The sequence below is a fragment of the Streptomyces sp. SAI-135 genome (genome assembly GCF_029893805.1).
Classification (GTDB): Bacteria; Actinomycetota; Actinomycetes; order Streptomycetales; family Streptomycetaceae; genus Streptomyces.
In genome coordinates, this window is the sequence record NZ_JARXYP010000002.1 from 6,850,515 (window position 1) to 6,875,644 (window position 25,130).

Consider the following 25,130-nt stretch of genomic DNA (forward strand, 5'->3'; position numbering starts at 1 on the left):
AACGGCTCGGGAGACATCGGTGTAATGGGCATTTCGTACGGTCGGTGGAGATCGAACCGGCTGAGCTCAGGAGGCGTGCCCGTGGTGCGGACGGTCTGCTCGTACTGCGGTGTGGGCTGCGGCCTGGTCCTCGACATCGGGAGGGGCCCGGACGGACGGCGGACGGTCCTGAAGGCGTCCGGAGACAAGGAGCACCCCGCCAACTTCGGCAAGCTCTGCACCAAGGGCGCCACCACCGCCGACCTGCTGGCCGCGCCCGGACGGCTGACCTCGGCCCTGGTGCGGCCCGAGCGCGGCGCGGAGCCGGTGCCGCAAGCCGTCGGCACGGCGATCACCGAGACGGCACGGCGGCTGCGGGAGATCGTCGACGAGCACGGCCCCGACGCGGTCGCGCTCTATGTGTCCGGGCAGATGAGCCTGGAGGCCCAGTACCTGGCGAACAAGCTCGCCAAGGGATTCCTGCGCACCAACCAGATCGAGTCCAACTCCCGGCTGTGCATGGCGAGCGCCGGCACCGGCTACAAGCTGTCGCTGGGCGCGGACGGCCCGCCCGGCTCGTACCAGGACTTCGACAAGGCCGACCTGTTCCTCGTCATCGGCTCCAACATGGCCGACTGCCACCCGATCCTGTTCCTGCGGATGATGGAGCGGGTGAGGTCGGCGGGCGCCAAGGTGATCGTGGTCGACCCGCGGCGCACCGCCACCGCCGCGAAGGCGGACCTGTTCCTCCAGATCAAGCCCGGCACCGACCTCGCACTGCTCAACGGCCTGCTGCACCTGCTGCACGAGAACGGCGACACCGACCCCGCCTTCATCGCCGCCCACACCGAGGGCTGGGAGGCGATGCCGGAGTTCCTCGCCGACTGCACGCCCGCCGCGGTGGCCGGGCTGACGGGCCTCGCCGAGGAGGACATCCGGGAGGCGGCCCGGCTGATCGGGGCGGCCGGTGAGTGGATGAGCCTGTGGACCATGGGGCTCAACCAGTCCACCCACGGCACCTGGAACACCAACGCCCTGGTCAACCTCCACCTCGCCACGGGCGCCATCTGCCGCCCCGGCAGCGGCCCCTTCTCCCTCACCGGCCAGCCCAACGCGATGGGCGGCCGCGAGATGGGCTACATGGGTCCGGGCCTGCCCGGCCAGCGGTCCGTCCTCGTCGACGAGGAGCGGGCCTTCGTCGAGGAGCTGTGGGAACTGCCGCCGGACACCCTGCGCGCCGACGGCGTCGGCAAGGGCACCGTCGAGATGTTCCGGAAGATGGCCGACGGCGAGATCAAGGCGTGCTGGATCATCTGCACCAACCCGGTCGCCTCCGTCGCGGGCCGCCGCACGGTCATCGAGGGCCTGGAAGCCGCCGAGTTCGTCGTCACCCAGGACGTCTTCGCCGACACCGAGACCAACGCGTACGCCGATGTCGTGCTGCCCGGCGCGCTGTGGACGGAGGGCGAGGGCGTCTTCGTCAACAGCGAGCGCAACCTCACGCTGACACCGGCGGTCGCCGACCCGCCCGGCGAGGCGATGGCCGACTGGCGCCTCATCGCCGCCGTCGCCTGCGAGATGGGGTACGAGAAGGGGTTCTCGTACGACAGTGCCGAGGACGTCTTCGAGGAGATCAAGCGGGCCTGGAACCCGAAGACCGGCTGGGACCTGCGCGGGGTCTCCTACGAGCGGCTCCGGTCGACGCCGGTGCAGTGGCCGGCGGCGAGCGAGGACGGGCCCGACCGCAACCCGATCCGGTACGTGGGGGAGGACGGGACGCTGAAGTTCCCCACCGCGAGCGGGCGGGGCGTCTTCCACGCCCGGCCGCACCTCCCGCCGGCCGAGATGCCGGACGACGACTACCCCTTCGTCCTGAACACCGGGCGGCTCCAGCACCAGTGGCACACGCTGACCAAGACGGCGAAGGTGGCGAAGCTGAACAAGCTGAACCCCGGGCCGTTCGTGGAGCTGCATCCGCAGGACGCGGCGGCTCTGGGGGTGACCGACGGCGACTCCGTCGAGGTGGCCTCGCGGCGCGGGCGGGCCGTGCTGCCCGCCGTGGTGACGGACCGGGTGCGGCCGGGGTGCTGCTTCGCGCCCTTCCACTGGAACGACCTGTTCGGGGAGTACCTGAGCGTCAACGCGGTGACGAACGACGCCGTCGATCCGCTGTCGTTCCAGCCGGAGTTCAAGGTGTGCGCGGTGTCGCTGACGCGGGTGCCCACGCCGGTGGCCGTGCGGACTCCGGGCGCCGCGGTGGCTCCGGTTCCGGTGGCCCCTCCGGTGCCGGGGACGGCCTCGGCGGCCGCGCCCGAGGGAGCCGCGGCCGCCGAAGTCGCGTCCGCGGCCGCGTCGGTCTTCGGTCTCGACCCGGCTCCGCCACCCGTCCTCACCGCGCAGGAGCGCCAGTACCTGGTCGGCTTCCTCGCCGGGGTCCCGGCCGGTGCGGCCGGGGTTCCGGTGCTGCCGCCCGACGCGCCCTTCAGCCCCGAGCACGCCCTGTGGGTGAACGGCACACTCGCCGGGATGTACTCACGGGCGGCCACCACACCGTCCACCACCACACCGTCCACCCCGTCCTTGGCCGTGCGCCCCCCGGTCGCGGCCCTGCGCCGTGAGGTCGTGATCCTCTGGGCCTCGCAGACCGGCAACGCCGAGGAGTTCGCCGCCGCCACCGCGGCTCGGCTCACCACCGTCGGCCACCGCACGTCCCTGGTCGGCATGGACCAGGCCGACCTCGGTGAACTCCCGCCCGGCGCCGACCTGTTGCTGATCACCAGCACCTTCGGCGACGGCGACGCCCCCGACAACGGCAGCGGCTTCTGGGAGACCCTGACCGACCCCGGCACCCCTCGTCTGGAGGGCCGGCGGTACGCGGTACTCGCCTTCGGCGACTCGTCGTACGACGACTTCTGCGGACACGGCCGCCGGCTCGACCAGCGCCTCGACGAACTGGGCGCGCTGCGGCTCGCCCCGCGCACGGACTGCGAGCCGGACTTCGAGGACGCGGCCCACGGCTGGCTGGACCAGGTGCTGACGGCGCTGACCGACACACCGGCACCCGGCCCGCACGGGCCTGCCCCCGCCGTGGTCCGGCCGACCGCTCCGGCGCTCTCCGTCCCCCCGCCCCGCGCGAAGAGGACCGCCCCCGTCCTCGCCCGCCTCACCGGCAACCGCCTCCTGAGCCTGCCCGGCGCCGGCAAGGAGGTCCGCAGGTTCACCTTCGACACCCGGGACGGTGAGAGCCCGCTGCTGTACGAGGCGGGCGACGCCCTCGGCATCCGTCCGCTCAACTCGGCCGGCCTGGTCGAGGAGTGGCTGGCCGTCACCGGTCTCGACGCACAGGCCGCGGTGGACGTCGACGGCGTGGGCGAGGTGGCGCTCGGTGAGGCGTTCCTGCGCCACCTCGACATCACCCGGATCACCCCCGGCCTGCTCCGGTTCGTCGCGGAACACACCCGCGACCCGAGGGAGTTGAAGAAACTCCTGCGGCCCGACAACAAGGACGAGCTCGCCAAGTGGGGCTGGGGCCGGCAGGCCGTGGACGTGATCACGGAGTACGCCGTGAAAGCCGGCCCGCAGGAGTGGGCGCGGATCCTCCCACGCCTCCAGCCGCGCCTGTACTCCATATCGTCCAGCCCGCTGACCGACCCGCACCTGGTGTCGCTCACCGTCTCCGTCGTGCGGTACGAGAACCTGCACGGCAGGCCCCGCCAGGGCGTCTGCTCGCCGTTCCTCGCCGACGCGGCCGCGGACACCCCGGTGCCCGTCCACGTCCAGCGCTCCCCGCACTTCCGCCCGCCCGCCGACTCCGCCACGCCCATGGTCATGATCGGCCCCGGCACCGGCGTCGCGCCTTTCATCGGCTTCCTGGAGCAGCGCCGGGCCCTCGGCCACCGGGGCCCGAACTGGCTGTTCTTCGGCGAGCAGCACCGGGCGACCGACTTCTACTACGAGGACGAGCTGACCGGCTTCCTGGCCGACGGCACCCTCGACCGTCTGGACACCGCCTTCTCGCGCGACCAGCGCGCCAAGGTCTACGTCCAGGACCGGATGCGCGAACACGGCCCGCTGCTGTGGTCCTGGCTCCAGGAGGGCGCCCACTTCTACGTGTGCGGCGACGCCTCCCGGATGGCCAAGGACGTCGACCGGGCGCTCCGGGACATCGCGGTCCTGCACGGGGGTCTGGACGAGGCGGGCGCGGCGGCCTGGGTGAAGCAGCTCGCCACCGACAAGCGCTATGTGCGGGACATCTACTGACGAAGCCCGCGGGCAGGTCTGGGACCACAGGCGGCCGGGTTCGTACCGGTGGTTCACGACGGCCCGGCTGCTCGGCGGCCGACGACCTTCACGGCCCAGGGCGCGCTGCACGCGGTCTTCGGACCGCCCGTCCGCGCCCCGTGATGGTCATGCACGGCACGCTGAGCGGAGGGCCGGTGGATTTCCGTACCCACAGGTCGAGACCGGTGCCCGGATGGGAGGATGAGGCGCCATGACAGCCGGGTGGTGCGCACGCGCAGTACGGGCCGCGGTGTTCGCGGCCGTCTGTGTGCTGCTCGCCGCCCTGGGCCACGTCCTCATGTCCGGTGCCGAGGTGCCGGGCCGGACACTGACCGCGGGCCTGGTGGCGACCGGGGTCACGGGCTGGTGTCTGGCCGGCCGGGAACGCGGGCTGCCGCTGATCGTGGCCGTCGTGGTCGCAGCCCAGACGGCCCTCCACTCGGCGTTCTCCCTCGCCCAACCCACGGCGGCGGCACAGGACGCGGCACAGGACATGGGCGGCATGCACATGGAGTCCATGCACATGAGCGGCATGGACTCCCTCGACGCAGCCCCCATGGGGACCTCGTCGGGTGTCGACGCCCTCTCGTTCCTCGTGCCGTTCGGGATGTACGCCGCCCACCTGCTCGCCGCGCTCCTCACCGGGCTCTGGCTGGCGTACGGCGAGCGGGCCGCGTTCCGCGTCCTGCGGGCCGTGGCCGGATGGCTGGCGGCCCCGCTGCGGCTGCTTCTGCTCGCCCCGCCCGCCGTCCCGGACCGCCCGCGGCTGCGGCGGCCCCGCTCGCAGCGGGCGCCGCGACTCGTCCTCCTCAGCCACGCGATCACCCACCGGGGTCCGCCCGCGGGGACCGCTGTCGCCTGACGACAGCCGGTGACCCGGGGCCGCCCCTGAGCGCCTCGGGCCGTGGCCGTACGCCCGCCATGGGCGCCGTACGGCCGTCCCCTCACCGGACCGCCGCGCACCCGTGTGCGCCCGTGCGGTCCGGATCACGGCTGACCCGAGAAGGACACCTGGTGATCACTTCCACCCTGCCCGCCCCCGCCGACCCCCGCGCCCGACGGGAGTCCGCCGACGCCTCCGCCACCGCCTGGGCGCTCGCCGCCCGCACCGGCGACGCGGAAGCCGTCGACCACTTCGTCCGTGCCCTGCACCGTGACGTGCTGCGTTTCGTCTCCCACCTCTGCGCCGACCCCCAGTCCGTGGACGACCTGGCCCAGGACACGTTCCTGCGGGCGCTCGGCAGTCTGCACCGGTTCGAGGGCCGGTCCTCGGCACGCGCCTGGCTGCTGTCCATCGCCCGCCGTGCGGTGATCGACGGACACCGGCACGCGGCGGCCCGGCCCCGCCGGTACGACGGCCCGGACTGGCAGGACGCGGTCGAACGGGCACAGCCGCGGGGTGTGCCCGGATTCGACGACGGCATAGTGCTGGGCGACCTGTTGGGGGCGTTGTCCGACGAGCGGCGGGAGGCGTTCGTGCTCACGCAGCTGCTGGGGCTGTCGTACGAGGAGGCGGCCGGGGTGAGCGGGTGTCCGGTGGGGACGATCCGGTCCCGGGTGGCGCGGGCCAGGGGGGAGCTGAGGGAACTGGTGGTGTGAGGGGGCCCCTGACGGGATCAGGTCACGGTGTGTTCCGGAGGTACCGGGCTGCCGTGGCCGCCGCCGTCAGTCCCGCCAGGCCCGCTCCGGCCAGGGCCAGTGCCTGCGCCCTGCGGCTCGGCGGAGTGGGCCGCGCCCCCGGCGCCACCCCGTACGCGCTGCCCGGTGTCCCCGGCAGAGCGCTCGCCAGCAGCTCTGCGAGGTGGACGCCCTCGTGGCCGCCGCTGTCGAGTTGGTGGATCTGGGTGCGGCAGCTGAAGCCGTCGGCGAGGACCACGGTCTCCGGGGGCTCCTCGCGCAGCCGGGGGAGCAGCACCCGTTCCGCGCACGCCTCGCTGACCTCCAGGTGGCCCGGTTCGAAGCCGAAGTTGCCGGCGAGGCCGCAGCAGCCGGAGTCGAGTCGTTCGGCGTCGACTCCCGCGCGGTGCAGGAGCTTCCGGTCGGCCTGCCAGTCCAGTACGGCGTGCTGGTGGCAGTGCACCTGGGCGAGGGCCTTCGCGGAGCGTTCCGGAACCTGCGGGGGTTCGTAGCCGGGGGAGTGCTCGGTGAGCAGTTCGGCGAGCGTGACCGTGCGCTCGCGCAGCCGCCGTACGTCCTGGTCGGCGGGGAACAGTTCGGGCGCGTCCGAGCGGAACACCGCCGTGCAGCTCGGCTCCAGGCCGACCACCAGGCCGCCCGCCCGGACATGCTCGGCGAGCCTGCGCACGGTACGGCCCAGCACCCGTTCGGCGGTGGCGAGTTGCCCGGTCGAGATCCAGGTCAGGCCGCAGCACAGCGGCTCCTCGGGCAGGACGACCCGCCAGCCGGCGTGCTCCATGAGGATCACGGCCGCCTGTCCGACGTGCGGGTGGAAGTGGTTGGTGAAGGTGTCCGGCCACAGCAGGACGCTGCCGCGCGCTCCGTCGCCGTACGGCTCGTGCCGGGCGAACCACTGCTGGAGTGTCTCCCCGGCGAACAGCGGGACCTCGCGGTTCTCGACGCCCGCGAGCGCCACGGCCGCCCTGGACAGGAGCGGGGTGTGGGTGAGCGCGTTGACGACCGGCCCGAGCCGGGTGCGTCCGACCACCTGCGCCACCGCGGGCAGCCAGCCCATGGAGAGATGGGCCCGGGGCCTGCGCCACCAGCGGCCCTCGTAGTGGTGGGAGAGGAACTCCGCCTTGTACGTGGCCATGTCGACGTCCGCCGGACAGTCCTGCTTGCAGCCCTTGCAGGCCAGACACAGATCGAGCGCGTTACGGACCGCCTCGGACCGCCAGCCGTCCCGGACCGCGCTGTCGCCGTGTCCGTCGAGCATCTCGAACAGCAGCCGGGCCCGCCCGCGCGTGGAGTGCTCCTCCTCGTGCGTGACCTGGAAGGACGGGCACATCACCGCACCGCCCTCGGTGGTGTGCTGACGGCATTTCCCCACGCCCACACAGCGGTTGGCGGCCTGGGCGAAGGACCCGCCGTCGTGCGGGAAGCGGAAGTGCAGGTCGCGGGGGTCGTACGGGGCCCAGTCGGCGCCGAGGCGCAGGTTCTCGTCGAGCCCGTACGGCGCCACGACCTTCCCCGGGTTCATCCGGTCGAGGGGGTCGAAGACGGCCTTGAGCCGGCCGAAGGCGGTGACGAGCCGCTCCCCGAACATGCGGGGCAGCAGCTCGCCCCGGCTCTGCCCGTCGCCGTGCTCGCCCGAGAGCGAGCCGCCGAACTCCACGACCAGGTCGGCCGCCCGCTCCATGAACCGCCGGTAGGCCGCGACCCCGTCGGCGGAGTACAGGTCGAAGGGGATCCGGGTGTGCACACAGCCGTGCCCGAAGTGGCCGTAGAGACTGGGCCCGGTGTCACTGAGGTAGCCGAACTCGTCGTACAGGCCCCGCAGCCGGCGCAGGTAGTCGCCGAGCCGTTCGGGCGGGACCGCGGAGTCCTCCCAGCCCTCGAAGGTGTCGGGCCGGCCGGGGATGTGCGCGGTGGCGCCGAGGCCGGCCTCGCGGACCTGCCACAACTCCTGTTCGTGGGCGGGGTCGTCGAGGAAGGCGACCGTGGGGTCGTGCTCGGACTCGTGCAGGCCGTCGAGCATGCGGTGGGCGTGCTCGTCGGCCTCCCGCAGGGTCTTCCCGCCGAACTGCACCATCAGGAAGGCGTTGCCCTCGGGGAGTTCGGCGCGGGCCTTCGGGTTGAGGCGCTTGATCCGTTCGTCCCGGATGAGGCGCGCGTCCAGGCCCTCCAAGGCGATCGGCTCGTACGGGAGGATCGCCGGGACGGCGTCGGCGGCCGTCTCGATGTCGGGGAAGCCGAGGACGACCAGGGTGCGCTCCTCGACGACCGGCACCAGTTCCAGTTCCGCGCGCAGGACGGTGACCAGTGTCGATTCACTGCCCACCAGCAGTCCGGCGACGTCGAAGCCGTGCTCCGGGAGCAGGGAGTCGAGGTTGTAGCCGGAGACCCGGCGCGGGATGTCCGGGAAGCGGGCGCGGATCTCCTCGGCGTAAGTGTCGCGCAGGGCGCGCAACTGCCGGTAGACGGTGGCCCGCAGGTCTCCCTGCCGCTCGATCCCGGCGTACTCCTCGTCGCTGGTCTCGCCGCACCAGAACCGGGTGCCGTCGTACAACTGCACCTCCAGGCGGGCGATGTTGTCGACGACCTTCCCGTAGGCCTGAGCCGTCGCCCCGCAGGAGTTGTTGCCGATCATCCCGCCGATCGTGCAGTTGGCGTGGGTGGCGGGCTCCGGGCCGAACCGCAGTCCGGTCGGGGCGAGTTGACGATTGAGGTCGTCGAGCACGATGCCCGGCTGGACGACACAGGTGCGGGCGTCGGGGTCCACGGACTCCAGCCGCGAGCAGTACTTCGACCAGTCGATCACCACGGCGGTGTTGGTGCACTGCCCGGCGAGGCTGGTCCCGCCGCCCCGGGAGAGCACCGGAGCGTCGTGCTCACGGGCCACCGCCAGCGCCTGTGCCGCGGCCTCGGGCGTACGGGGCACGACCACGCCGATCGGGGTCTGGCGGAAGTTCGAGGCGTCGGTCGAGTAGGCGGCCCGGCTGCCGGCGTCGAAGCGGACCTCGCCGTCGACCCGCTCGCGCAGCGCGCGTTCCAGGGCCGCGATGTCCGGCGGGGGTGCCTCGGACCGTCGTACGACAGGAACGGGCAGGTCGGAGGTCGTCATGAACCCCTCCTTCGTGTCGGCGCGGGCACCGGCCGGGTACCCGCGACCGCACCGGTGACTACTCCGGGGCCGCCTCCGCGGCGAAGCCGGGCAGCAGCGCGCAGAGCGCCTGGTGCTGGGCGGGGCCCATGAAGCGCCCGAGTGCCTCCTTGACCGTCTCGGCGAGGGCCTCGGAGGCCTCCTTCAGCAGCCCCCGCGCCTTCTCGGTGAGGGCGACCTCGATGCCCCGCTTGTCACCGCAGACCGACCTGCGGGTGACAAGACCGGTGTGCTGGAGGCAGGCGACCTGGTAGGTGAGGCGGGTCTTCGGGCGGCCCAGGAGTTCGGCGATCCGGGTCATGCGCAGGGCCTGGCCGGGGTCCGCGGCCAGCAGGCACAGGACCAGGAACTCGTCGTGCGAGACGTCCAGCCGTTCCTTGACGAGGGAGCGCAGCTCCTGCTCGACGGCTCCCGTCGCGGCCAGCATCACCATCCATGCGTGCAGTTCGGGGGGCAGGAGCCCACCGGAGGTGGCGGGGCAGTCGGACGGATCGGCCATGTTGTCGAGTGTAGCTGTTGTTCAAATTTGGAGTATGAGCTAGCGTGCTGTCATCCAAATTTGGACTACATGAGTGAGGGATCATGACCGTCGCCGTCGAAACCGGAACCTGGCAGCTCGACCGGACCGCCACCACCGTCGCGCTCAAGCACAGGACGATGTGGGGCCTGGTCACCGTGAAGGGCGCCTTCACCACCGTGGACGGTCAGGGCGAGGTGCGGGCCGACGGGTCCGCCGTCGGCACCATGACCCTGGACGCCGCCTCCCTCGACACCAAGAACGCCAAGCGGGACGAGCACCTGCGCGGATCCGACTTCTTCGACGTCGAGAACCACCCCGAGATCACCTTCGCGGTGCGCAGCGCCGAACTGCGCGACGGCGACCAGGTGCACGTGATCGGTCAGCTCACCGCCCGCGGCATCAGCCGCCCCCAGTCCTTCACGGCCCGGCTCGTCGACGCGGACGCCGACGCGGTCACGCTGCAGGCCGAGTTCTCGGTGGACCGCGAGCACTTCGGCCTGGGCTGGAACCAGCTCGGCATGATCCGCGGCCTGACCACGGTCACCGCCTCGCTCCGCTTCAAGCGGTCGGCAGCCTGACCCAGGCGCTCGACAGGGTCTGCGGCGAGGACGTGAACACCCGGAGCCGGATGCGCTGACCCGGCTTCGGGAGGGCGTACGTCCCCCCGGGCGGCCGCAGTTCATAGGTCGCCGTCGAGTGGGCGGGCAGCACGGCCGGCCCCCGCAGCACCGAGAAGTACGGGTACATGCCCTGGCCCCGGGTGAGGGTGAAGTGGGGCGTGAGGGCGTCGTCGTCCGTGTTGGTGACCCGCAGGGTCAGCCGGGACAGCGTGCGGACCCCGTGCCGCACGGAGGAGACCTGCATGCGCAGCGGCGGCGAGCCGGTGGCCGCCAGCGCCGCGCTCGCCAGGGCCGGAGCCAGCAGCAGGACGGCCGCGGCGATCCGCGCCGGACGCCGGTGCGCTCCGGCGAGCCGGGCCGACAACGGCTGCCAGGCCCCCGCGAACTCGGACGCGGGCGCGGTGACCGCCGCCGCCACCCACAGCGGGGTCATCAGCAGGTAGTAGCCGTCCTGTGAACGGGTCGCCAGCCAGAAGGCCAGCCACGGCAGCACCGTCGCCGCCGGGCCGAGGCGGCGCACCAAGAGCACGAACAGCGCCAGCAGCCCGGCGAGCAGCAGCAGGCTCGCCCAGCCGTACCAGTCGATCCGGTCGCTGCCGTCCGTGAGGTACAGCGACACGCCCATCAGGCCCTGCCCGTGCAGCACCGCGCCCTGGGTCAGCGGCAGCGCGATCCCCTCCAGCCACGCGGCCGGCCGGCTCACGACGAAGTACGCGTTGATCAGCAGCCACACGCCGGCGGCGACCCCGGCGAGCCGCAGCACCACCAGACCCGCCCCGCGCGCCCCGAGCTCCCCGCGCCGCACGGCATGGATCCCGGCGAGCAGGAACGGCGTGAGGAACCAGGGCAGTTGCTGCGCCGCGCACGCCGCGCCCAGACAGGCGGCCTGGGCCGCCCCGGCCCACCCCAACCGGCCGCCGCGGCCGATCCGGGGCCAGCGCACCACCACCGGCACCAGCAGGGCCAGCGCCAGGATCGCCGGGTAGCCGAGACGGCCGTACAGGGGAATCATCGAGAACCCCAGGCACACCATGGTCGCCGCCGGCCGCCACGGCGTGGGCAGCAGCCGCCACAGCACGACCGTGCCCACCAGCAGCGCGCCCGTGCTCACCGCCATGGCCGGCAGGCCGCCGTGGCCCAGCCACAGCAGGGGAGCGGTCAGCAGCGGGGCGAGCGGGGGATAGCCGTACGTGTAGTCGTAGCCGCCCGCGACGGTCGGGGTGACCGCGATGCCGTGGCCGCCGAAGAGCCACGGCCAGGGACGGCCGTAGATCCCGTGCCCGGCGACCAGGTCGCGGGCCGCCTGGGTGGTGAGGGCGGCCTCGTCGGTGCCGCGGTGGATCAGGACGAACGCGCACACGGCGAGCGTCAGACCGGTCACCAGCACGCACAGGTCCACGCGGGCGAGGGACCGCCGGCCGCGCACCACCAGGGCCAGGACCCCGCAGACGAGGATCGAGGCGTAGCAGACCGAGATGACCGCGGCCACGGCGGGCCGGTGGACCGCCGCCTCGGTCCACACGTCACGGGTGCCGATGAAGAGGCTGATGTCCGCGAGCAGTGTCAGGACGCGATGCCACTGCGCCGGGGTGTCCGGGGCGGTGGACACCGAAGGCCGGGTCGGCCGGCCGGGCGCCGGCAGCCGAGTATCTGTCAAGAGCACGGCATCGGACGCTAATCGGACCTGGTGAGGGCCCCTGCGACGGACGCCAAGAGTCCGGTGTGAGGCGGGTAAGACCCATTCGTCCACGGCCGGCGGCGCTGCGATGTGACCGCCGGGACGGTCGCGGACCGTGTCGCTGTTGGGCCGAACGGGTGACTTGGCGTAAGAATTGGCTGGTGCAGGCATTGAAGGCGAGTCGGAGCGGGGGGAGCCGGTGAACAGGTACGACGTCACCGATGAACAGTGGGAGGGGCTCGCCCAGGTCGTTCCGTTGCGCGGGCGGGACGCATGGCCGTCCGCGGTCGACCACCGGTCCATGGCGGAGGCCGAGACCGAGGCCCGGCGCCGTTTCGTGGTCCTGCGGATCAACGTCTTCGCGGACGCCCGTGAGGTCGCCGAGACCCTGATGGCCGGCATCCCCGTCCTGCTCGACCTCACCGGCGCGGAGACGGAGGTCGCCAAGCGGGTCCTCGACTTCAGCACGGGTGTCGTCTTCGGCCTGGCCAGCGGGATGCACCGGGTGGACCGGAACGTGTTCCTGCTCACTCCGGCCGGGACCGAGGTGACGGGCCTGATGGAGAGCGCGGGGATGCCGGGGGTCTGAGCCGCGGGGACGTTAGCCCGTTCGTGGGAAGGCCGCCGCGGAGGAACGGTTCGTCCGAGGGCGGAGTCCTACGGTCCGGACATGCGCGTGTCCCCCACCTCCTCCGTCGTGCCGGCCCGGTCGGCTCCCCAGCTCGCGGAGCTGTCGCGGGACGGCGAGCGCCCCGACCGGCCGCACCTCACCGAACTGCGGCTCTCCGCGTACGCCGTGCACCGGCGGGCCGCGCTGCCCCTCGGGCCGCTGACCCTGTTCGCCGGGCGCAGCGGCAGCGGCAAGACCAGCGCGCTCAGGGCGTACGAGGCGCTCGCCCGGCTCGGTGGCGGCGCGAGCCTCGATGAGGTGTTCGCCCGGCCCGTCTCCTGTGTCCCCGACCGGGCCCGCCCCGACGCACAGCGCCGCCGCGGCTTCCGCATCGGCTGCACGGCCGACGGGCCCGAGGGACCGGTCCGGCTCGACGTCGCCGTCCAGGCCGAGCCCGAACTGCGCATCGTGGGCGAGCGGTTGGCGTCCGGCGGGCTCGTCCTGCTGGAGACCGCCCTGCGCGACCCCGCCCGCCGGTCCGTGCAGGCCGCCTGGCACACCGCCGGCAGCGCGCCGGTCACCCGCGCCCCGCTCCCGGACGACCGACTCGGCACCCCCCTGCTTCCGCTGCGCGTGGCCGGCCGCACCGAAGGACAGCGGCGCGTCCTGGCCGCCGCCGAGCAGATGGTCGTCGCCCTGCGCTGCGTCTTCGGCTGCGACCCGCGGCCCGGACGCATGCGCCTGCCCGTCCCGACCGGTTCCGGACGGCTGCTCGGCGGCTGCGACAACCTCGCCGACGTCCTGTGGCGCACCCGCGCGGAGTGCGGCCGACGGCACGCGCAACTCGTCGCCGCGGTGCGCGCCGGATGCGCGGGCCCCGTGGCCGACGTGCTCGCCGAAGCCCTGCCCGCCGGGCTGGTCCGGGCCCTGCTCGACCGCGGGGACGGCGGCCGGACGGAGCTCGGGCGGCTCGGCGACGGCGAGTTGCGGTATCTCGCGCTCGCCCTGGTACTGCTCACCGGGCCCGGGGTGCTGGAGGTCGACCCGGCCGGCGAGGTGCCCGCGGCGATGCAGACGCTCACCGTGCTCGCCGACAACCTCGACCGGAACCTGGACCCACGCCAGCGGACCGAGCTGCTGCGGCTGGCCGTGCGGATGTGCGAGCGCGGACACATCCGGCTCGTCGGCGCGGTCAGCGACGCCTCCTGGGCCACGGGGACGGACGGGGTCACGGTGGTACACCTGGAGCCGTGACAGAACCCCTCGACGTGGCGAAACTGCAGCGCCGGCTGGCCGACTTCGCGGCGGCACGTGACTGGCAGCCGTACCACACCCCCAAGAACCTCGTCGCCGCGCTCAGCGTGGAGGCCTCCGAACTCGTCGAGATCTTCCAGTGGTTGACCCCCGAGGAGTCGGAGCGGGTCATGGCGGACCCCGACACCGCGCACCGCGTCAGGGACGAGATCGCCGACGTGCTCGCCTATCTGCTCCAGCTGTGCGAGGTGCTCGGCGTCGATCCGCTGGCCGCGCTGGACGCCAAGATCGACCGCAACGAGCGGCGGTTTCCGGCACCCTGAGGACGGATCCCATCCGCTTTCACTCTCAGTGATGAAAAAGAGGCCCGAAACCGATTTGTTGTCCACAGATTTCCGCCTACCTCTGGTTTTTCGTTCCGAGCTACCTCACTCTGGGTAGTGGACAAGGGAGTTCGGGCGGACGTGCGCGGGGTACGTCGCGACAGACGGGGGCAGCCGATGGACGCGGTGCGGCTCATCGTGACGAGCAGGCGTGCCCTGGCCGGGGGCGGCGAGACGCCTCAGGTCATGGCGGAGGTGTGGCAGGCGCAGGCCCTGGCCCAGGCCATAGGGAGCCGCCTCGCGGTCGCCGGACCGCCGGAACTGCGGGGCGAGGCACTGGGGTTGACCGAGCTGGCGGGCCGCGGCTGCGGGGTCCTGGAGCGTCCCGACATCGCCCTGGCCGAGCTGCGGGCCGCGCAGCTCACCGAGCTCGGTGACGCCCGCCAGGCCCTCCTCTACCTCGGCGGTCTCCTCGGCGAGGTGGGGATAGCCCTGGTCGGCCTGGCCTGCGCGGCCGACGACGAGACGACCTACTGGCAGTGCATGGAGGCCATCGACGCGGCGGACGAGTCGCGGGACCGGGTGCTGCAGATGCTGCGAAGACTGGCGGACCGGGGGGAGGAGCTGCCTGAACGGGAAGCGGGGTGAGTTGTCGGCCACGGGTGCGTCGCGGCTGGTCGCGCGGTTCTCCGCGCCCCTGAGGGGGTGCAGCCCGTCTCTGCCTCGGCCGCACCCACTTTCTTTGGGGCGCGGGGAACCGCGCGACCTGCCCCCACCGGCCGGCAGCCGACGACCGACCTCAGCCGGCCTCCTCCTCACCAGCCTCCCGTACCGAACCCCCGGCCCCCTGAAGATCCGCGTCCAACGCCGACAGGTCCGCGTTCAGCGCCGCCATCAGCTCCTCCATCTGCTGCAACAACCCCTTCGGCTGCCCAGCCCCCGCAGTCAGCGGCACGGTTTCTTCGGACATGACGGCCTCCTCGGCCCAGGACCCACACGGGTGACGGACGACGCACCGGCGACGACGTGCCGGCTCCGCCCGAGCCAACGATCACCGAAGGGCCCGGTCACTGGCACCGCCGGCCCTCGCATGCGCCGGGGCCGAATTTCACCCGCCCGGGGACGGCGGAGGCCACGGGGACCGGTGAGGCCGCAGCTCACCCCTGCGTGCAGGATGGAGTCATGGATCTCCGCATCTTCACCGAGCCCCAGCAGGGCGCGAGCTACGACACCCTCCTCACCGTCGCCAAGGCCACCGAGGACCTCGGCTTCGACGCGTTCTTCCGCTCCGACCACTACCTGAAGATGGGTGACGCCGACGGACTGCCGGGTCCCACCGACGCCTGGATCACCCTCGCCGGCCTCGCCCGCGAGACCGAGCGGATCCGCCTCGGCACCCTGATGACCGCCGCCACCTTCCGGCTGCCCGGCGTCCTCGCCATCCAGGTCGCCCAGGTCGACCAGATGTCCGGCGGCCGCGTCGAACTGGGCCTGGGCGCGGGCTGGTTCGAGGAGGAGCACACGGCGTACGGCATCCCGTTCCCGAAGGAGAAGTTCCCCCGCCTGGAGGAGCAGCTGGAGATCGTCACCGGCCTGTGGGCCACCGAGCCCGGCGCGACCTTCGACTTCCACGGCAAGCACTACGACCTCACGAAGTCGCCCGCGCTGCCCAAGCCCGCGCAGGACAAGATCCCCGTGCTGATCGGCGGCCACGGCACGACCCGCACCCCGCGCCTCGCGGCCCGCTACGCCGACGAGTTCAACATGCCGTTCGCCTCGCCCGAGGACAGCGAGGCCCAGTTCGGCCGGGTCCGCGCCGCCGCCCAGGAGGCGGGCCGCGCGGCCGACGCGATCACCTTCTCCAACGCGCTCGTGGTCTGCGTCGGCAAGGACGACCAGGAGGTCGCCCGTCGTGCCGCGGCGATCGGCCGTGAGGTCGAGGAGCTCAAGACCAACGGCCTGGCCGGCACCCCCGCCGAGGTCGTCGACAAGATCGGCCGTTATGCCGCCGTGGGCTCCCGCCGGATCTACCTCCAGGTCCTGGACCTCGACGACCTGGACCACCTGGAGCTGATCTCCGCGCAGGTCCAGTCGCAGCTGTCGTAAATCGAAGGCACTGGTCGCAGCCCCTGTGCGAAGCTGAGGGCGTCGTCCTGCCGAGCCCCCGGGATCACCCTTCCCGGGGGCTCGCGCGCGCACGGCACCCTGTCCCGTCCACCGGCCGGAAAGGCCACTCGCATGTTTCTGACGATCAGTACCACCGGTACTCCCGAGCGCCCCGCGACCGACCTCGGCTTCCTGCTGCACAAGCATCCCGAGAAGGCGCAGGCGTTCTCCACCTCCTACGGCAGGGCGCACGTCCTGTACCCCGAGGCGGACGACCAGCGCTGCACGGCGGCGCTGCTGCTGGAGGTCGACGCGGTGGCGCTGGTCAGGCGCGGCAAGGGCAAGGGACGCGGCGGCGCCCCCGATGCGGCCCTCGCGCAGTACGTCAACGACCGCCCCTACGCGGCCTCCTCGCTGCTCGCCGTGGCCCTCAGCGCGGTCTTCTCCAGCGCGATGCGCGGGGTGTGCAACGCCAAGCCCGAACTCCCCTCGCAGCCGCGGCCGTTGCGTATCGAGGTGCCCGCCGTCGCGGCCCGGGGCGGCCCGGAAGTCGTGCGCCGACTGTTCGAGCCGCTCGGCTGGACCGTGACCGCCGAACCGGTGGCGCTGGACGCCGAGTTCCCGGAGTGGGGCGACTCGCGCTACGTCCGCCTCGAACTGGAGTCCGCGCGGCTCACCGTTGCCGAGGCCCTGCGCCACCTGTACGTCCTGCTGCCGGTCCTCGACGACGCCAAGCACTACTGGGTGGCCCCCGACGAGGTCGACAAGCTGCTCAGGGCCGGTGACGGCTGGCTGCCCGACCACCCGGAGCAGAAGCTGATCACCAGCCGCTACCTGTCCCGCCGCTGGTCGCTGACGCGTGAGGCGATGGAGCGCCTGGAGCTGGTGCGGCTCGCCGAGACGGACGACAGCGAGGTCGAGGACATCGACAACGCCGTCGAGGCGGAGACCGAGACCGAGGAGAAGCCGACCCCGCTCGCCGTCCAGCGCCGCGAGGCGATCCTGGAGGCACTGCGCGCAGCCGGAGCCGCCCGCGTGCTCGATCTCGGGTGCGGACAGGGCCAGTTGGTGCAGGCACTGCTCAAGGACCCGCGGTTCACCGAGATCGTCGGCGTGGACGTGTCGGTGCGGGCGCTCACCATCGCCTCCCGGCGGCTGAAGCTGGACCGCATGGGGGAGCGGACGGCCTCCCGCGTCCAGCTGTTCCAGGGCTCGCTCGCGTACACCGACAAGCGGCTCAAGGGGTACGACGCCGCCGTGCTCAGCGAGGTGATCGAGCACCTCGACCTGCCGAGGCTGCCCGCCCTGGAGTACGCGGTGTTCGGCGCGGCCCGCCCGCGGACCGTCCTCGTGACGACCCCGAACGTCGAGTACAACGTCCGCTGGGAGTCGCTCCCGGCCGGGCACGTCCGGCACGGCGACCACCGCTTCGAGTGGACGCGCGAGGAGTTCCGGTCGTGGGCGTCCTCCGTGGCCGAACGGCACGGCTACGGCGTGGAGTTCGTGCCCGTCGGACCGGACGACCCCGAAGTGGGTCCCCCCACCCAGATGGCCACGTTCACGCTCAGCACCGAGAAGAAGGAGGCGAAGGCGGCATGACCGAGACCCAGCGCACGGGACGGACTCTGCCCGTCACCGACCTCTCCCTCGTGGTCCTCGTCGGCGCCTCCGGCTCCGGCAAGTCCACCTTCGCCCGCCGGCACTTCAAGCCGACCGAGGTGGTCTCCTCGGACTTCTGCCGGGGCCTGGTCTCGGACGACGAGAACGACCAGGGCGCCACCAAGGACGCCTTCGACGTCCTGCACTACATCGCGGGCAAGCGCCTGGCCGCCGGCCGGCGCACGGTCGTCGACGCGACCAGCGTGCAGTCCGACTCCCGGCGCCAGCTCATCGACCTGGCCAAGAAGTACGACGTGCTGCCGATCGCCATCGTCCTGGACGTGCCCGAGGAGGTGTGCGCCCGGCGCAACGCGGGCCGCACCGACCGGGCCGACATGCCGGTCCGCGTCATCAAGCGCCACATCCGCGAACTCCGGCGCTCCGTCCGCCATCTGGAGCGCGAGGGCTTCCGCAAGGTGCACGTCCTGCGCGGGGTCGACGACATCGAGCAGGCCACCGTCGTCACCGAGAAGCGCTTCAACGACCTGACCCACCTCACCGGCCCCTTCGACATCGTCGGCGACATCCACGGCTGCGCCTCCGAACTGGAGTCGCTGCTCGGCAAGCTGGGCTACGTCGACGGCGTCCACCCCGAGGGCCGTACCGCGGTCTTCGTCGGCGACCTCGTCGACCGCGGTCCGGACAGCCCGGGTGTGCTGCGGCGCGTGATGTCGATGGTCAAGTCGGGCAACGCGCTGTGCGTGCCGGGCAACCACGAGAACAAGTACGGCCGTCACCTCAAGGGCCGCAAGGTCCAGCACACCCACGGCCTGGCCGAGACCATCGAGCAGATGGAGAGCGTCTCGGACGAGTTCCGCGCCGAGGTGCGGGAGTTCATCGACGGACTCGTCAGCCACTACGTCCTCGACGGCGGCCGCCTGGTCGTCTGCCACGCCGGTCTGCCGGAGAAGTACCACGGCCGCACCTCGGGCCGGGTCCGCTCGCACGCCCTGTACGGCGACACCACCGGTGAGACCGACGAGTTCGGACTGCCGGTGCGCTACCCGTGGGCGGAGGACTACCGAGGCCGGGCCGCCGTGGTCTACGGCCACACCCCGGTCCCGGAGGCGACCTGGCTCAACAACACCATCTGCCTGGACACCGGCGCCGTCTTCGGCGGCAAGCTCACGGCACTGCGCTGGCCGGAGCGGGAGCTGGTCGACGTACCGGCGGAGCGGGTCTGGTACGAGCCGGCGAAGCCGCTGAGGTCGGAGGCGCCCGGCGGGCACGACGGCCGGCCGCTCGACCTGGCCGACGTGCACGGCCGCAGGGCCGTCGAGACCCGGCACCAGGGCCGGGTGGCGGTCCGCGAGGAGAACGCGGCGGCGGCCCTGGAGGTCATGAGCCGTTTCGCGGTGGACCCGCGGCTGCTGCCGTACCTCCCGCCGACCATGGCACCGACGGCGACCTCGCGTGTCGACGGTTACCTGGAGCACCCGGCGGAGGCGTTCGCGCAGTACGCCGCGGACGGTGTGGAGCGGGTCGTGTGCGAGGAGAAGCACATGGGCTCGCGAGCCGTGGCCCTGGTCTGCCGGGATGCGGAGACGGCCCGCAGGCGCTTCGGCGTGGACGGACCCACGGGTTCGCTCTACACCCGCACGGGCCGCCCCTTCTTCGACGACGAGTCGGTGACGGAGACGGTCCTCGACCGCCTGCGGACGGCGATCGGCGAGGCCGGCCTGTGGTCCGAACTCGACACCGACTGGCTGCTGCTGGACGCCGAGCTGATGCCGTGGTCGCTGAAGGCCGGTGGTCTGCTGAGGTCGCAGTACGCGGCCGTCGGCGCCGCGTCCGGCGCGGTGTTCCCGGGTGTCCTGGCCGCGCTCCAGGGCGCCGCGGACCGGGGCGTGGACGTGTCGGACCTGCTGGCCCGCCAGCGGGAACGGGCCGACGCGGCAGGCGCGTTCACCGAGGCGTACCGCCGCTACTGCTGGACCACCGACGGTCTGGACGGCGTCCGTCTGGCACCGTTCCAGATCCTGGCGGTCCAGGGCCGCAGCCTCGCCGGGCTCCCGCACGACGAGCAGCTGGCTGTGCTGGACCGCCTGGTGGAGCACGACAGCACCGGTCTGCTCCAGACCACCCGGCGCCTCTACGTGGACACCGGTGACCCGGAGTCGGTGCGGGCGGGCGTCGACTGGTGGCTGGAGATGACCGGCCGCGGCGGCGAGGGCATGGTCGTCAAGCCGCTCGGCGCGGTGGTCCGCAGCACGGAGGGCCGTCTGGTCCAGCCCGGCATCAAGTGCCGCGGCCGGGAGTACCTGAGGATCATCTACGGTCCCGAGTACACCCGCCCGGAGAACCTCGACCGTCTGCGCAAGAGGTTCCTGAACCACAAGCGCTCCCTCGCGATCCGCGAGTACGCCCTCGGCCTGGAGGCCCTGGACCGGCTGGCGGAGGGCGAGCCGCTGTGGCGGGTGCACGAGGCGGTGTTCGGGGTGCTGGCGCTGGAGTCGGAGCCGGTGGATCCCCGCTTGTGAGCGGTGGGGTGACCCCACGGTCACCCCACCAACCGCAACCGCTCCCCACACACGCCCACCTCCACGCTCTGCCCCCACGTCAGCTCCAGCGCGTCGCCCTCCATCCCGTCCCCGAAGGCGATCAGGCGTTCGGACTCGACGGTGACGCGGAGGCGGGCCGGGGCGGGGAGTTCGCCGGCGGTCAGGGAGGTGCCGGTGGCCGGGGACGGCCAGGCCTCGCGGACGAACCAGACCAGGCGGGTCTCCGTCGGGGCGGGGAGCCGCAGGGCGGCGCCCCGCTCCTGCCACACGGACCGGAGCCAGCCCGTGGCCCCGGTCCCCGTCCCCACCAGCACCCCCGAGGAGGCCTGGGCCTCGACGACACCCCCGTCGCCCTCCAGGCCCAGGCGGTACCGGGCGGTCTGATGACCGGCGGCGCCCAGGTAGATCTCGTTGAGTGCGACGAGCCGCTGGGTGTCGTCCGCGACGGCCTCGACCATCGTCAGCTCGTCGACCCGCGCACCGGCCACCGCCAGTAGCTTGGCCGTGTCCCGCGGGCGGTGCCGTACCAGGACACCGGGGTTGCGGCCGGGCTCGGTGTCGATGCCCAGCACCGGTTGCCCGGACAGGTACTTGGCCACGTTGGCCACCAGCCCGTCCTGGCCGACCACGATCACGACGTCCTCGGGCGCGAACAGGAAGCGGTCCAAGTCCCCCCGCTCCACCCGTGCCTGGCGCCAGGTCAGGGGGATCGCGGAGGTCACGTCGGCGAGCGCCCGGCGGGTGCGCTCATGGCGTTCGGCGACCTCCGCGATGTCGCGGCCGCGTGAGGTGAGGAAGAAGGCGGCCTGGCCGTGGGTGCCGTGGTGGGCCACCAACTCCTCGTACTCGGTGGTGCGATGGACCAGGACGGCCCGTGGGGCGAGACTCACTCCGGCTCCCGCGCGCCCAGCTTGGCCAGCAGACCCGTCAGCACGTCCGGCGAGATCGTCACGCTGTCGATGTGCGGCAGGTTCTCCGCGAGCCGGGTCCCGGTCAGGGCGTGCAGGGTGGCGACCCCGACGTCCTCGTGCACCTTCAGCCAGGCTGCCTGCGCCTGCGCCTTCGCGTCACCGACCGCGCGCACTCCCTCGGCCTCCGCACGGGCCAGCCGTACCGAGCGCGTCGCCTCCGCCTCGGCCCGTACCGCGTCCGCCGCCGCGTGCTCCTCGGCCTCCCGGCGGGCGTTGGTGCCGCGCTGCTCGACCAACTGCTCCTCACGGCGGGCGAGTTCGATCTGGCTGGCCAGTTCGTTCTCGGCGATGGTCCGCTCGCGCTCCACGGCGACGGCCCGCCGTTCGTAGGTCGCCCGGTCGGCCTCCTGCTGGATCTGCTCGCGGGCGGGGGTGCGCAGGGCCCGTTCCACCTCCGGTTCGGGTCGCAGGGCCATCACACGCACCGCGACCACCTCGATGCCGGTGGCCGGCAGCCGGGGTTCGGCGTCCAGGCCGGCCGCGACCCGCTCGCGCACCGCGGTCACCCCGTCGACCAGGGCGGCGGACAGGGGGGTGCGGGCCAGTACGTCGAGCGCGTGCTGCTGGGCCGTCTCCGTGAGCAGCGTGCCCAGTTGCTCCAGGGGGGCGCCCCGCCACACCCCGGTGTCCGGGTCGATGGAGAAGTCCAGGCGGGCGGCGGCGAGGGCCGGGTCACCGATCCGGTAGGTCACGGTCGCCTGCACCGCCACGTCCTGGAAGTCGGACGTACGGGCGTGGAAGGTCATGGCCAACTCGCGGTCGTCCACCGGGACTTCGGAGAGCGCGGCCGTCAGTGCGCGGAACCAGAAGCTGAGCCCCGGACCGTCATGCAGCAGCTTGCCGCCGCGGTGGTGGCGGATGTGCGCCGTGGGCGCACCGCGCAGATGGCGCCAACCGAGGCGCCGGGTGATGTCGGCCATCGAGCCCCCTCTTTTCGTCTATTGGACGATAACTGTGAGACGGGATTGTCGTCAAGGGGACGAGAAGAAGAAACCCGGGCGGACGGAGGGGTCAAGACGGCCCCCGGTGGTCAGGATGGAGGCATGGGACTCCATGTCGACTCCGAGGCCGGGCGGCTCAGCCGCGTCATCCTGCACCGGCCGGATCTCGAGCTCAAAAGGCTCACCCCCAGCAACAAGGACGCGCTGCTCTTCGACGACGTGCTGTGGGTGCGCCGGGCGCGCGCCGAGCACGACGGGTTCGCCGACGTGCTGCGCGACCGCGGGGTCGCCGTGCACCTCTTCGGCGACCTGCTCACCGAGGCTCTGGAGGTCCCGGCGGCCCGCTCGCTCGTGCTCGACCGCGTCTTCGACGAGAAGGAGTACGGCCCGCTGGCCACCGACCACCTGAGGGCCTCCTTCGAGGCGCTGCCCGCCGCGGAGCTCGCGGAGGCCCTCGTGGGCGGGATGACCAAGCGGGAGTTCCTGGAGGCGCACCCGGAGCCGACCTCCGTGCGCTTCCACGTCATGGACCTCGACGACTTCCTCCTGGCCCCGCTGCCCAACCACCTGTTCACCCGCGACACCTCCGCCTGGATATACGACGGGGTCTCCGTCAACGCCATGAAGTGGCCCGCCCGGCAGCGCGAGACGGTCCACTTCGAGGCGATCTACCGCCATCACCCGCTCTTCCGCGACGAGACGTTCCACCTCTGGTCGGAGGGGCAGGCCGACTATCCGTCCACCATCGAGGGCGGGGACGTCCTCGTCATCGGCAACGGCGCCGTCCTCATCGGCATGAGCGAGCGGACCACGCCCCAGGCGGTCGAGATGCTCGCGCACAAGCTGTTCGCCGCGGGCTCCGCGCAGTCGATCGTGGCCCTCGACATGCCGAAGCGGCGGGCCTTCATGCATCTGGACACCGTGATGACGATGGTCGACGGCGACACCTTCACCCAGTACGCCGGGCTCGGCATGCTGCGGTCGTACACCATCGAGCCGGGCGTCGGCGACAAGGAGCTCAAGGTCACCGACCATCCGCCGGAGCACATGCACCGCGCGATCGCCGCCGCCCTCGGACTGAGCGAGATCCGGGTCCTGACCGCCACCCAGGACGTGCACGCGGCCGAGCGCGAGCAGTGGGACGACGGCTGCAACGTCCTGGCCGTGGAGCCGGGTGTCGTCGTCGCCTACGAGCGCAACGCCACCACCAACACCCATCTGCGCAAGCAGGGCATCGAGGTCATCGAGATCCCGGGCAGCGAGCTGGGGCGGGGCAGGGGCGGACCGCGCTGCATGAGCTGTCCGGTGGAGAGGGCGGCTGTATAGAAATGCCGAATATCGTATAGACTTCCAGTGTCCTGTTCCCGTCCCTCTGGAGCGCCCCCATGGCGACTGTCCCCACCGCCCTCGCCGGGCGCCACTTCCTCAAGGAGCTCGACTTCACGGCGGAGGAGTTCCTCGGCCTCGTCGGGCTGGCCGCCGAGCTCAAGGCCGCCAAGAAGGCCGGGACCGAGACACGCCACCTGAGCGGGAAGAACATCGCGCTGATCTTCGAGAAGACCTCGACGCGCACCCGCTGCGCGTTCGAGGTCGCGGCGGCGGACCAGGGGGCCTCGACGACCTACCTAGACCCGTCCGGCTCGCAGATCGGGCACAAGGAGTCCGTGCGCGACACCGCGCGCGTGCTCGGCCGGATGTACGACGGGATCGAGTACCGCGGGGACAGCCAGCAGAAGGTGGAGGAGCTGGCCGCATACGCCGGCGTGCCGGTGTACAACGGGCTCACCGACGACTGGCACCCCACGCAGATGCTGGCCGACGTGCTGACGATGACCGAGCACACCGCGAAGCCGGTCCGGGAGATCGCCTTCGCCTACCTCGGCGACGCGCGGTTCAACATGGGCAACTCGTATCTGATCACCGGTGCCCTGCTGGGGATGGACGTGCGGATCGTCGCGCCGAAGAGCTACTGGCCCGCGCAGGACGTCGTCGAGCGGGCGCAGGCGCTCGCCGTGGACAGCGGGGCGCGGATCACCCTCACGGAGTCGGCGGCCGAGGGGGTGCGGGGGGCGGACTTCGTCGCCACCGACGTCTGGGTCTCGATGGGGGAGCCGAAGGACGTGTGGGACGAGCGGATCGCGGCCCTCGGCCCGTACGCCGTGACCATGGACGTGCTGCGGGCCACGGGGAACGCGGACGTGAAGTTCCTGCACTGCCTGCCCGCCTTCCACGACCTCGGCACCAAGGTGGGGCAGGAGATCTTCGAGGCCCACGGACTGGAGTCCCTGGAGGTCACGGACGAGGTGTTCGAGTCGGCGCACTCGGTCGTCTTCGACGAGGCGGAGAACCGGCTGCACACGATCAAGGCCGTGCTGGTGGCGACGCTGGCCTGAGCGTCACGCCGGGTGCCACTGGGGCGGCACCGTCGGCAGCCGGAACCACACCGCCTTGCCGGTCTCGGTCGGGCGGTGCCCGCACGACGAGCTGAGCGCCCTGATTAGCAGCAGTCCCCTGCCGTGCTCCTGCCAGGGGTCGGGCTCCCTGGTGTCCGGCTGGGTGAGATGACCCGGGGGTGCCGGGTCCGGGTCGTGCACCTCGACCTGGCAGCCGGTCGGCAGCAGCTCCACGACCAGCTCTATCGGGGTGTCGCCGGCGGTGTGCTCCACGGCGTTCGCCACCAGCTCGGCCGTCAGCAGCTCCGCGGTGTCGCAGTCCGCCCCGTGCTCCAGCTCGGTCAGCGCGGCGCGGACCAGAGCGCGGGCCACGGGCACGGCCGCGGCGGAATGCGGCAGCGCGATGCGCCAGGAGGCGGAGGCTGGGGGGCGATCTTGCAAGGCGGGTCCGTTCATGAGCAGGCTGTCCTGCTTTCAACCGTATGAATGGTACGGCGCCGTCGGCCGAGTCGTC

At 72.4% G+C, this 25,130-nt stretch carries 20 protein-coding genes; 13 read left to right on the forward strand and 7 right to left on the reverse strand.

All coding sequences use genetic code 11. The annotated features are described in order from the left end of the window. Positions 1–81: 81 nt before the first annotated feature. The 3 genes from M2163_RS35510 (at position 82) to M2163_RS35520 (ending at position 5,859) form a co-directional block, all read left to right on the forward strand. Complete coding sequence (locus M2163_RS35510; RefSeq protein ID WP_280897362.1) at positions 82–4,239, forward strand: molybdopterin-dependent oxidoreductase; 4,158 nt, start codon at positions 82–84, stop codon at positions 4,237–4,239. A 232-nt stretch (positions 4,240–4,471) separates the two neighbouring features. Then, the gene (locus M2163_RS35515; protein WP_280896006.1) at positions 4,472–5,122 is read left to right on the forward strand and encodes a hypothetical protein; all 651 of its coding nucleotides are present in this window, start codon (positions 4,472–4,474) and stop codon (positions 5,120–5,122) included. A 152-nt stretch (positions 5,123–5,274) separates the two neighbouring features. Next, positions 5,275–5,859: a sigma-70 family RNA polymerase sigma factor gene (locus tag M2163_RS35520; protein ID WP_280848827.1), complete on the forward strand. Its 585-nt coding sequence runs from the start codon at positions 5,275–5,277 to the stop codon at positions 5,857–5,859. A 22-nt stretch (positions 5,860–5,881) separates the two neighbouring features. On the opposite strand, the gene M2163_RS35525 is transcribed toward M2163_RS35520, so the two are convergent. Both M2163_RS35525 and M2163_RS35530 read right to left on the reverse strand, forming a co-directional pair. Continuing rightward, on the reverse strand, positions 5,882–9,001 hold the full coding sequence (locus M2163_RS35525) for an FAD-binding and (Fe-S)-binding domain-containing protein (RefSeq protein WP_280896007.1): 3,120 nt from the start codon (positions 8,999–9,001) through the stop codon (positions 5,882–5,884). Positions 9,002–9,059: 58 nt separating this feature from the next. Beyond that, positions 9,060–9,539 (reverse strand): MarR family transcriptional regulator, encoded by a 480-nt coding sequence (locus M2163_RS35530; RefSeq protein ID WP_280896008.1) that lies wholly within the window; start codon positions 9,537–9,539, stop codon positions 9,060–9,062. A gap of 83 nt (positions 9,540–9,622) precedes the next feature. Between M2163_RS35530 and M2163_RS35535 the strand changes: the two genes are divergently transcribed. Then, positions 9,623–10,138: a YceI family protein gene (locus M2163_RS35535; protein WP_280896009.1), complete on the forward strand. Its 516-nt coding sequence runs from the start codon at positions 9,623–9,625 to the stop codon at positions 10,136–10,138. Here M2163_RS35535 and M2163_RS35540 read toward each other — a convergent pair. Beyond that, on the reverse strand, positions 10,119–11,789 hold the full coding sequence (locus M2163_RS35540) for a hypothetical protein (protein WP_280896010.1): 1,671 nt from the start codon (positions 11,787–11,789) through the stop codon (positions 10,119–10,121). The two genes, M2163_RS35535 and M2163_RS35540, sit on opposite strands and share 20 nt — an antisense overlap. A gap of 268 nt (positions 11,790–12,057) precedes the next feature. Between M2163_RS35540 and M2163_RS35545 the strand changes: the two genes are divergently transcribed. From M2163_RS35545 to M2163_RS35560, 4 genes are all read left to right on the forward strand, one after another. Continuing rightward, positions 12,058–12,447 (forward strand): cell division protein SepF, encoded by a 390-nt coding sequence (locus tag M2163_RS35545; protein ID WP_280848822.1) that lies wholly within the window; start codon positions 12,058–12,060, stop codon positions 12,445–12,447. 81 nt (positions 12,448–12,528) lie between these two features. Next, complete coding sequence (locus M2163_RS35550; protein ID WP_280896011.1) at positions 12,529–13,722, forward strand: ATP-binding protein; 1,194 nt, start codon at positions 12,529–12,531, stop codon at positions 13,720–13,722. After that, positions 13,719–14,045 carry a nucleotide pyrophosphohydrolase gene (locus M2163_RS35555; protein WP_280848819.1) on the forward strand — a complete coding sequence of 109 codons (327 nt, stop codon included), beginning with the start codon at positions 13,719–13,721 and terminating at the stop codon, positions 14,043–14,045. The genes M2163_RS35550 and M2163_RS35555 overlap by 4 nt, the downstream gene beginning before the upstream one ends. 177 nt (positions 14,046–14,222) lie before the next feature. Continuing rightward, positions 14,223–14,693, forward strand: a complete 471-nt coding sequence (locus M2163_RS35560; RefSeq protein ID WP_280854068.1) for a DUF6099 family protein — start codon at positions 14,223–14,225, stop codon at positions 14,691–14,693. Positions 14,694–14,844: 151 nt separating this feature from the next. On the opposite strand, the gene M2163_RS35565 is transcribed toward M2163_RS35560, so the two are convergent. Next, positions 14,845–15,015: a hypothetical protein gene (locus M2163_RS35565; protein ID WP_280848818.1), complete on the reverse strand. Its 171-nt coding sequence runs from the start codon at positions 15,013–15,015 to the stop codon at positions 14,845–14,847. Positions 15,016–15,227: 212 nt separating this feature from the next. Here M2163_RS35565 and M2163_RS35570 point away from each other — a divergent pair, with 212 nt between their 5' ends. From M2163_RS35570 to M2163_RS35580, 3 genes are all read left to right on the forward strand, one after another. Beyond that, positions 15,228–16,151, forward strand: coding sequence for an LLM class F420-dependent oxidoreductase (locus M2163_RS35570; RefSeq protein ID WP_280896012.1), 924 nt, complete (start codon positions 15,228–15,230; stop codon positions 16,149–16,151). 132 nt (positions 16,152–16,283) lie between these two features. Next, positions 16,284–17,750: a 3' terminal RNA ribose 2'-O-methyltransferase Hen1 gene (locus tag M2163_RS35575; protein WP_280896013.1), complete on the forward strand. Its 1,467-nt coding sequence runs from the start codon at positions 16,284–16,286 to the stop codon at positions 17,748–17,750. Then, the gene (locus M2163_RS35580; protein ID WP_280896014.1) at positions 17,747–20,290 is read left to right on the forward strand and encodes a polynucleotide kinase-phosphatase; all 2,544 of its coding nucleotides are present in this window, start codon (positions 17,747–17,749) and stop codon (positions 20,288–20,290) included. Before M2163_RS35575 ends, M2163_RS35580 begins: the two co-directional genes overlap by 4 nt. 20 nt (positions 20,291–20,310) lie before the next feature. On the opposite strand, the gene M2163_RS35585 is transcribed toward M2163_RS35580, so the two are convergent. Continuing rightward, positions 20,311–21,201 (reverse strand): hypothetical protein, encoded by an 891-nt coding sequence (locus tag M2163_RS35585; RefSeq protein WP_280896015.1) that lies wholly within the window; start codon positions 21,199–21,201, stop codon positions 20,311–20,313. Beyond that, entirely contained in the window at positions 21,198–22,202 is a 1,005-nt protein-coding gene (locus tag M2163_RS35590) for an SPFH domain-containing protein (RefSeq protein ID WP_280848813.1), read from the reverse strand. The genes M2163_RS35585 and M2163_RS35590 overlap by 4 nt, the downstream gene beginning before the upstream one ends. Before the next feature lie 123 nt (positions 22,203–22,325). On the opposite strand from M2163_RS35590, the gene M2163_RS35595 reads away from it, so the two are divergent. Further along, on the forward strand, positions 22,326–23,549 hold the full coding sequence (locus tag M2163_RS35595) for an arginine deiminase (RefSeq protein ID WP_280896016.1): 1,224 nt from the start codon (positions 22,326–22,328) through the stop codon (positions 23,547–23,549). Positions 23,550–23,608: 59 nt separating this feature from the next. Next, entirely contained in the window at positions 23,609–24,616 is a 1,008-nt protein-coding gene (argF, locus tag M2163_RS35600; protein WP_280896017.1) for an ornithine carbamoyltransferase, read from the forward strand. A gap of 3 nt (positions 24,617–24,619) precedes the next feature. On the opposite strand, the gene M2163_RS35605 is transcribed toward argF, so the two are convergent. Further along, the gene (locus M2163_RS35605; protein ID WP_280896018.1) at positions 24,620–25,072 is read right to left on the reverse strand and encodes an ATP-binding protein; all 453 of its coding nucleotides are present in this window, start codon (positions 25,070–25,072) and stop codon (positions 24,620–24,622) included. Positions 25,073–25,130: the final 58 nt, after the last annotated feature.

Bases quoted from the DNA above. Each gene is read 5' to 3' on its own strand.
- M2163_RS35515 (WP_280896006.1), top strand. From the start codon at position 4,472: ATGACAGCCGGGTGGTGCGCACGCGCAGTACGGGCCGCGGTGTTCGCG.
- M2163_RS35525 (WP_280896007.1), bottom strand. From the start codon at position 9,001: ATGACGACCTCCGACCTGCCCGTTCCTGTCGTACGACGGTCCGAGGCA.
- M2163_RS35530 (WP_280896008.1), bottom strand. From the start codon at position 9,539: ATGGCCGATCCGTCCGACTGCCCCGCCACCTCCGGTGGGCTCCTGCCC.
- M2163_RS35535 (WP_280896009.1), top strand. From the start codon at position 9,623: ATGACCGTCGCCGTCGAAACCGGAACCTGGCAGCTCGACCGGACCGCC.
- M2163_RS35550 (WP_280896011.1), top strand. From the start codon at position 12,529: ATGCGCGTGTCCCCCACCTCCTCCGTCGTGCCGGCCCGGTCGGCTCCC.
- M2163_RS35560 (WP_280854068.1), top strand. From the start codon at position 14,223: ATGGACGCGGTGCGGCTCATCGTGACGAGCAGGCGTGCCCTGGCCGGG.
- M2163_RS35565 (WP_280848818.1), bottom strand. From the start codon at position 15,015: ATGTCCGAAGAAACCGTGCCGCTGACTGCGGGGGCTGGGCAGCCGAAG.
- M2163_RS35570 (WP_280896012.1), top strand. From the start codon at position 15,228: ATGGATCTCCGCATCTTCACCGAGCCCCAGCAGGGCGCGAGCTACGAC.
- M2163_RS35575 (WP_280896013.1), top strand. From the start codon at position 16,284: ATGTTTCTGACGATCAGTACCACCGGTACTCCCGAGCGCCCCGCGACC.
- M2163_RS35580 (WP_280896014.1), top strand. From the start codon at position 17,747: ATGACCGAGACCCAGCGCACGGGACGGACTCTGCCCGTCACCGACCTC.
- M2163_RS35590 (WP_280848813.1), bottom strand. From the start codon at position 22,202: ATGGCCGACATCACCCGGCGCCTCGGTTGGCGCCATCTGCGCGGTGCG.
- M2163_RS35595 (WP_280896016.1), top strand. From the start codon at position 22,326: ATGGGACTCCATGTCGACTCCGAGGCCGGGCGGCTCAGCCGCGTCATC.
- argF (WP_280896017.1), top strand. From the start codon at position 23,609: ATGGCGACTGTCCCCACCGCCCTCGCCGGGCGCCACTTCCTCAAGGAG.
- M2163_RS35605 (WP_280896018.1), bottom strand. From the start codon at position 25,072: ATGAACGGACCCGCCTTGCAAGATCGCCCCCCAGCCTCCGCCTCCTGG.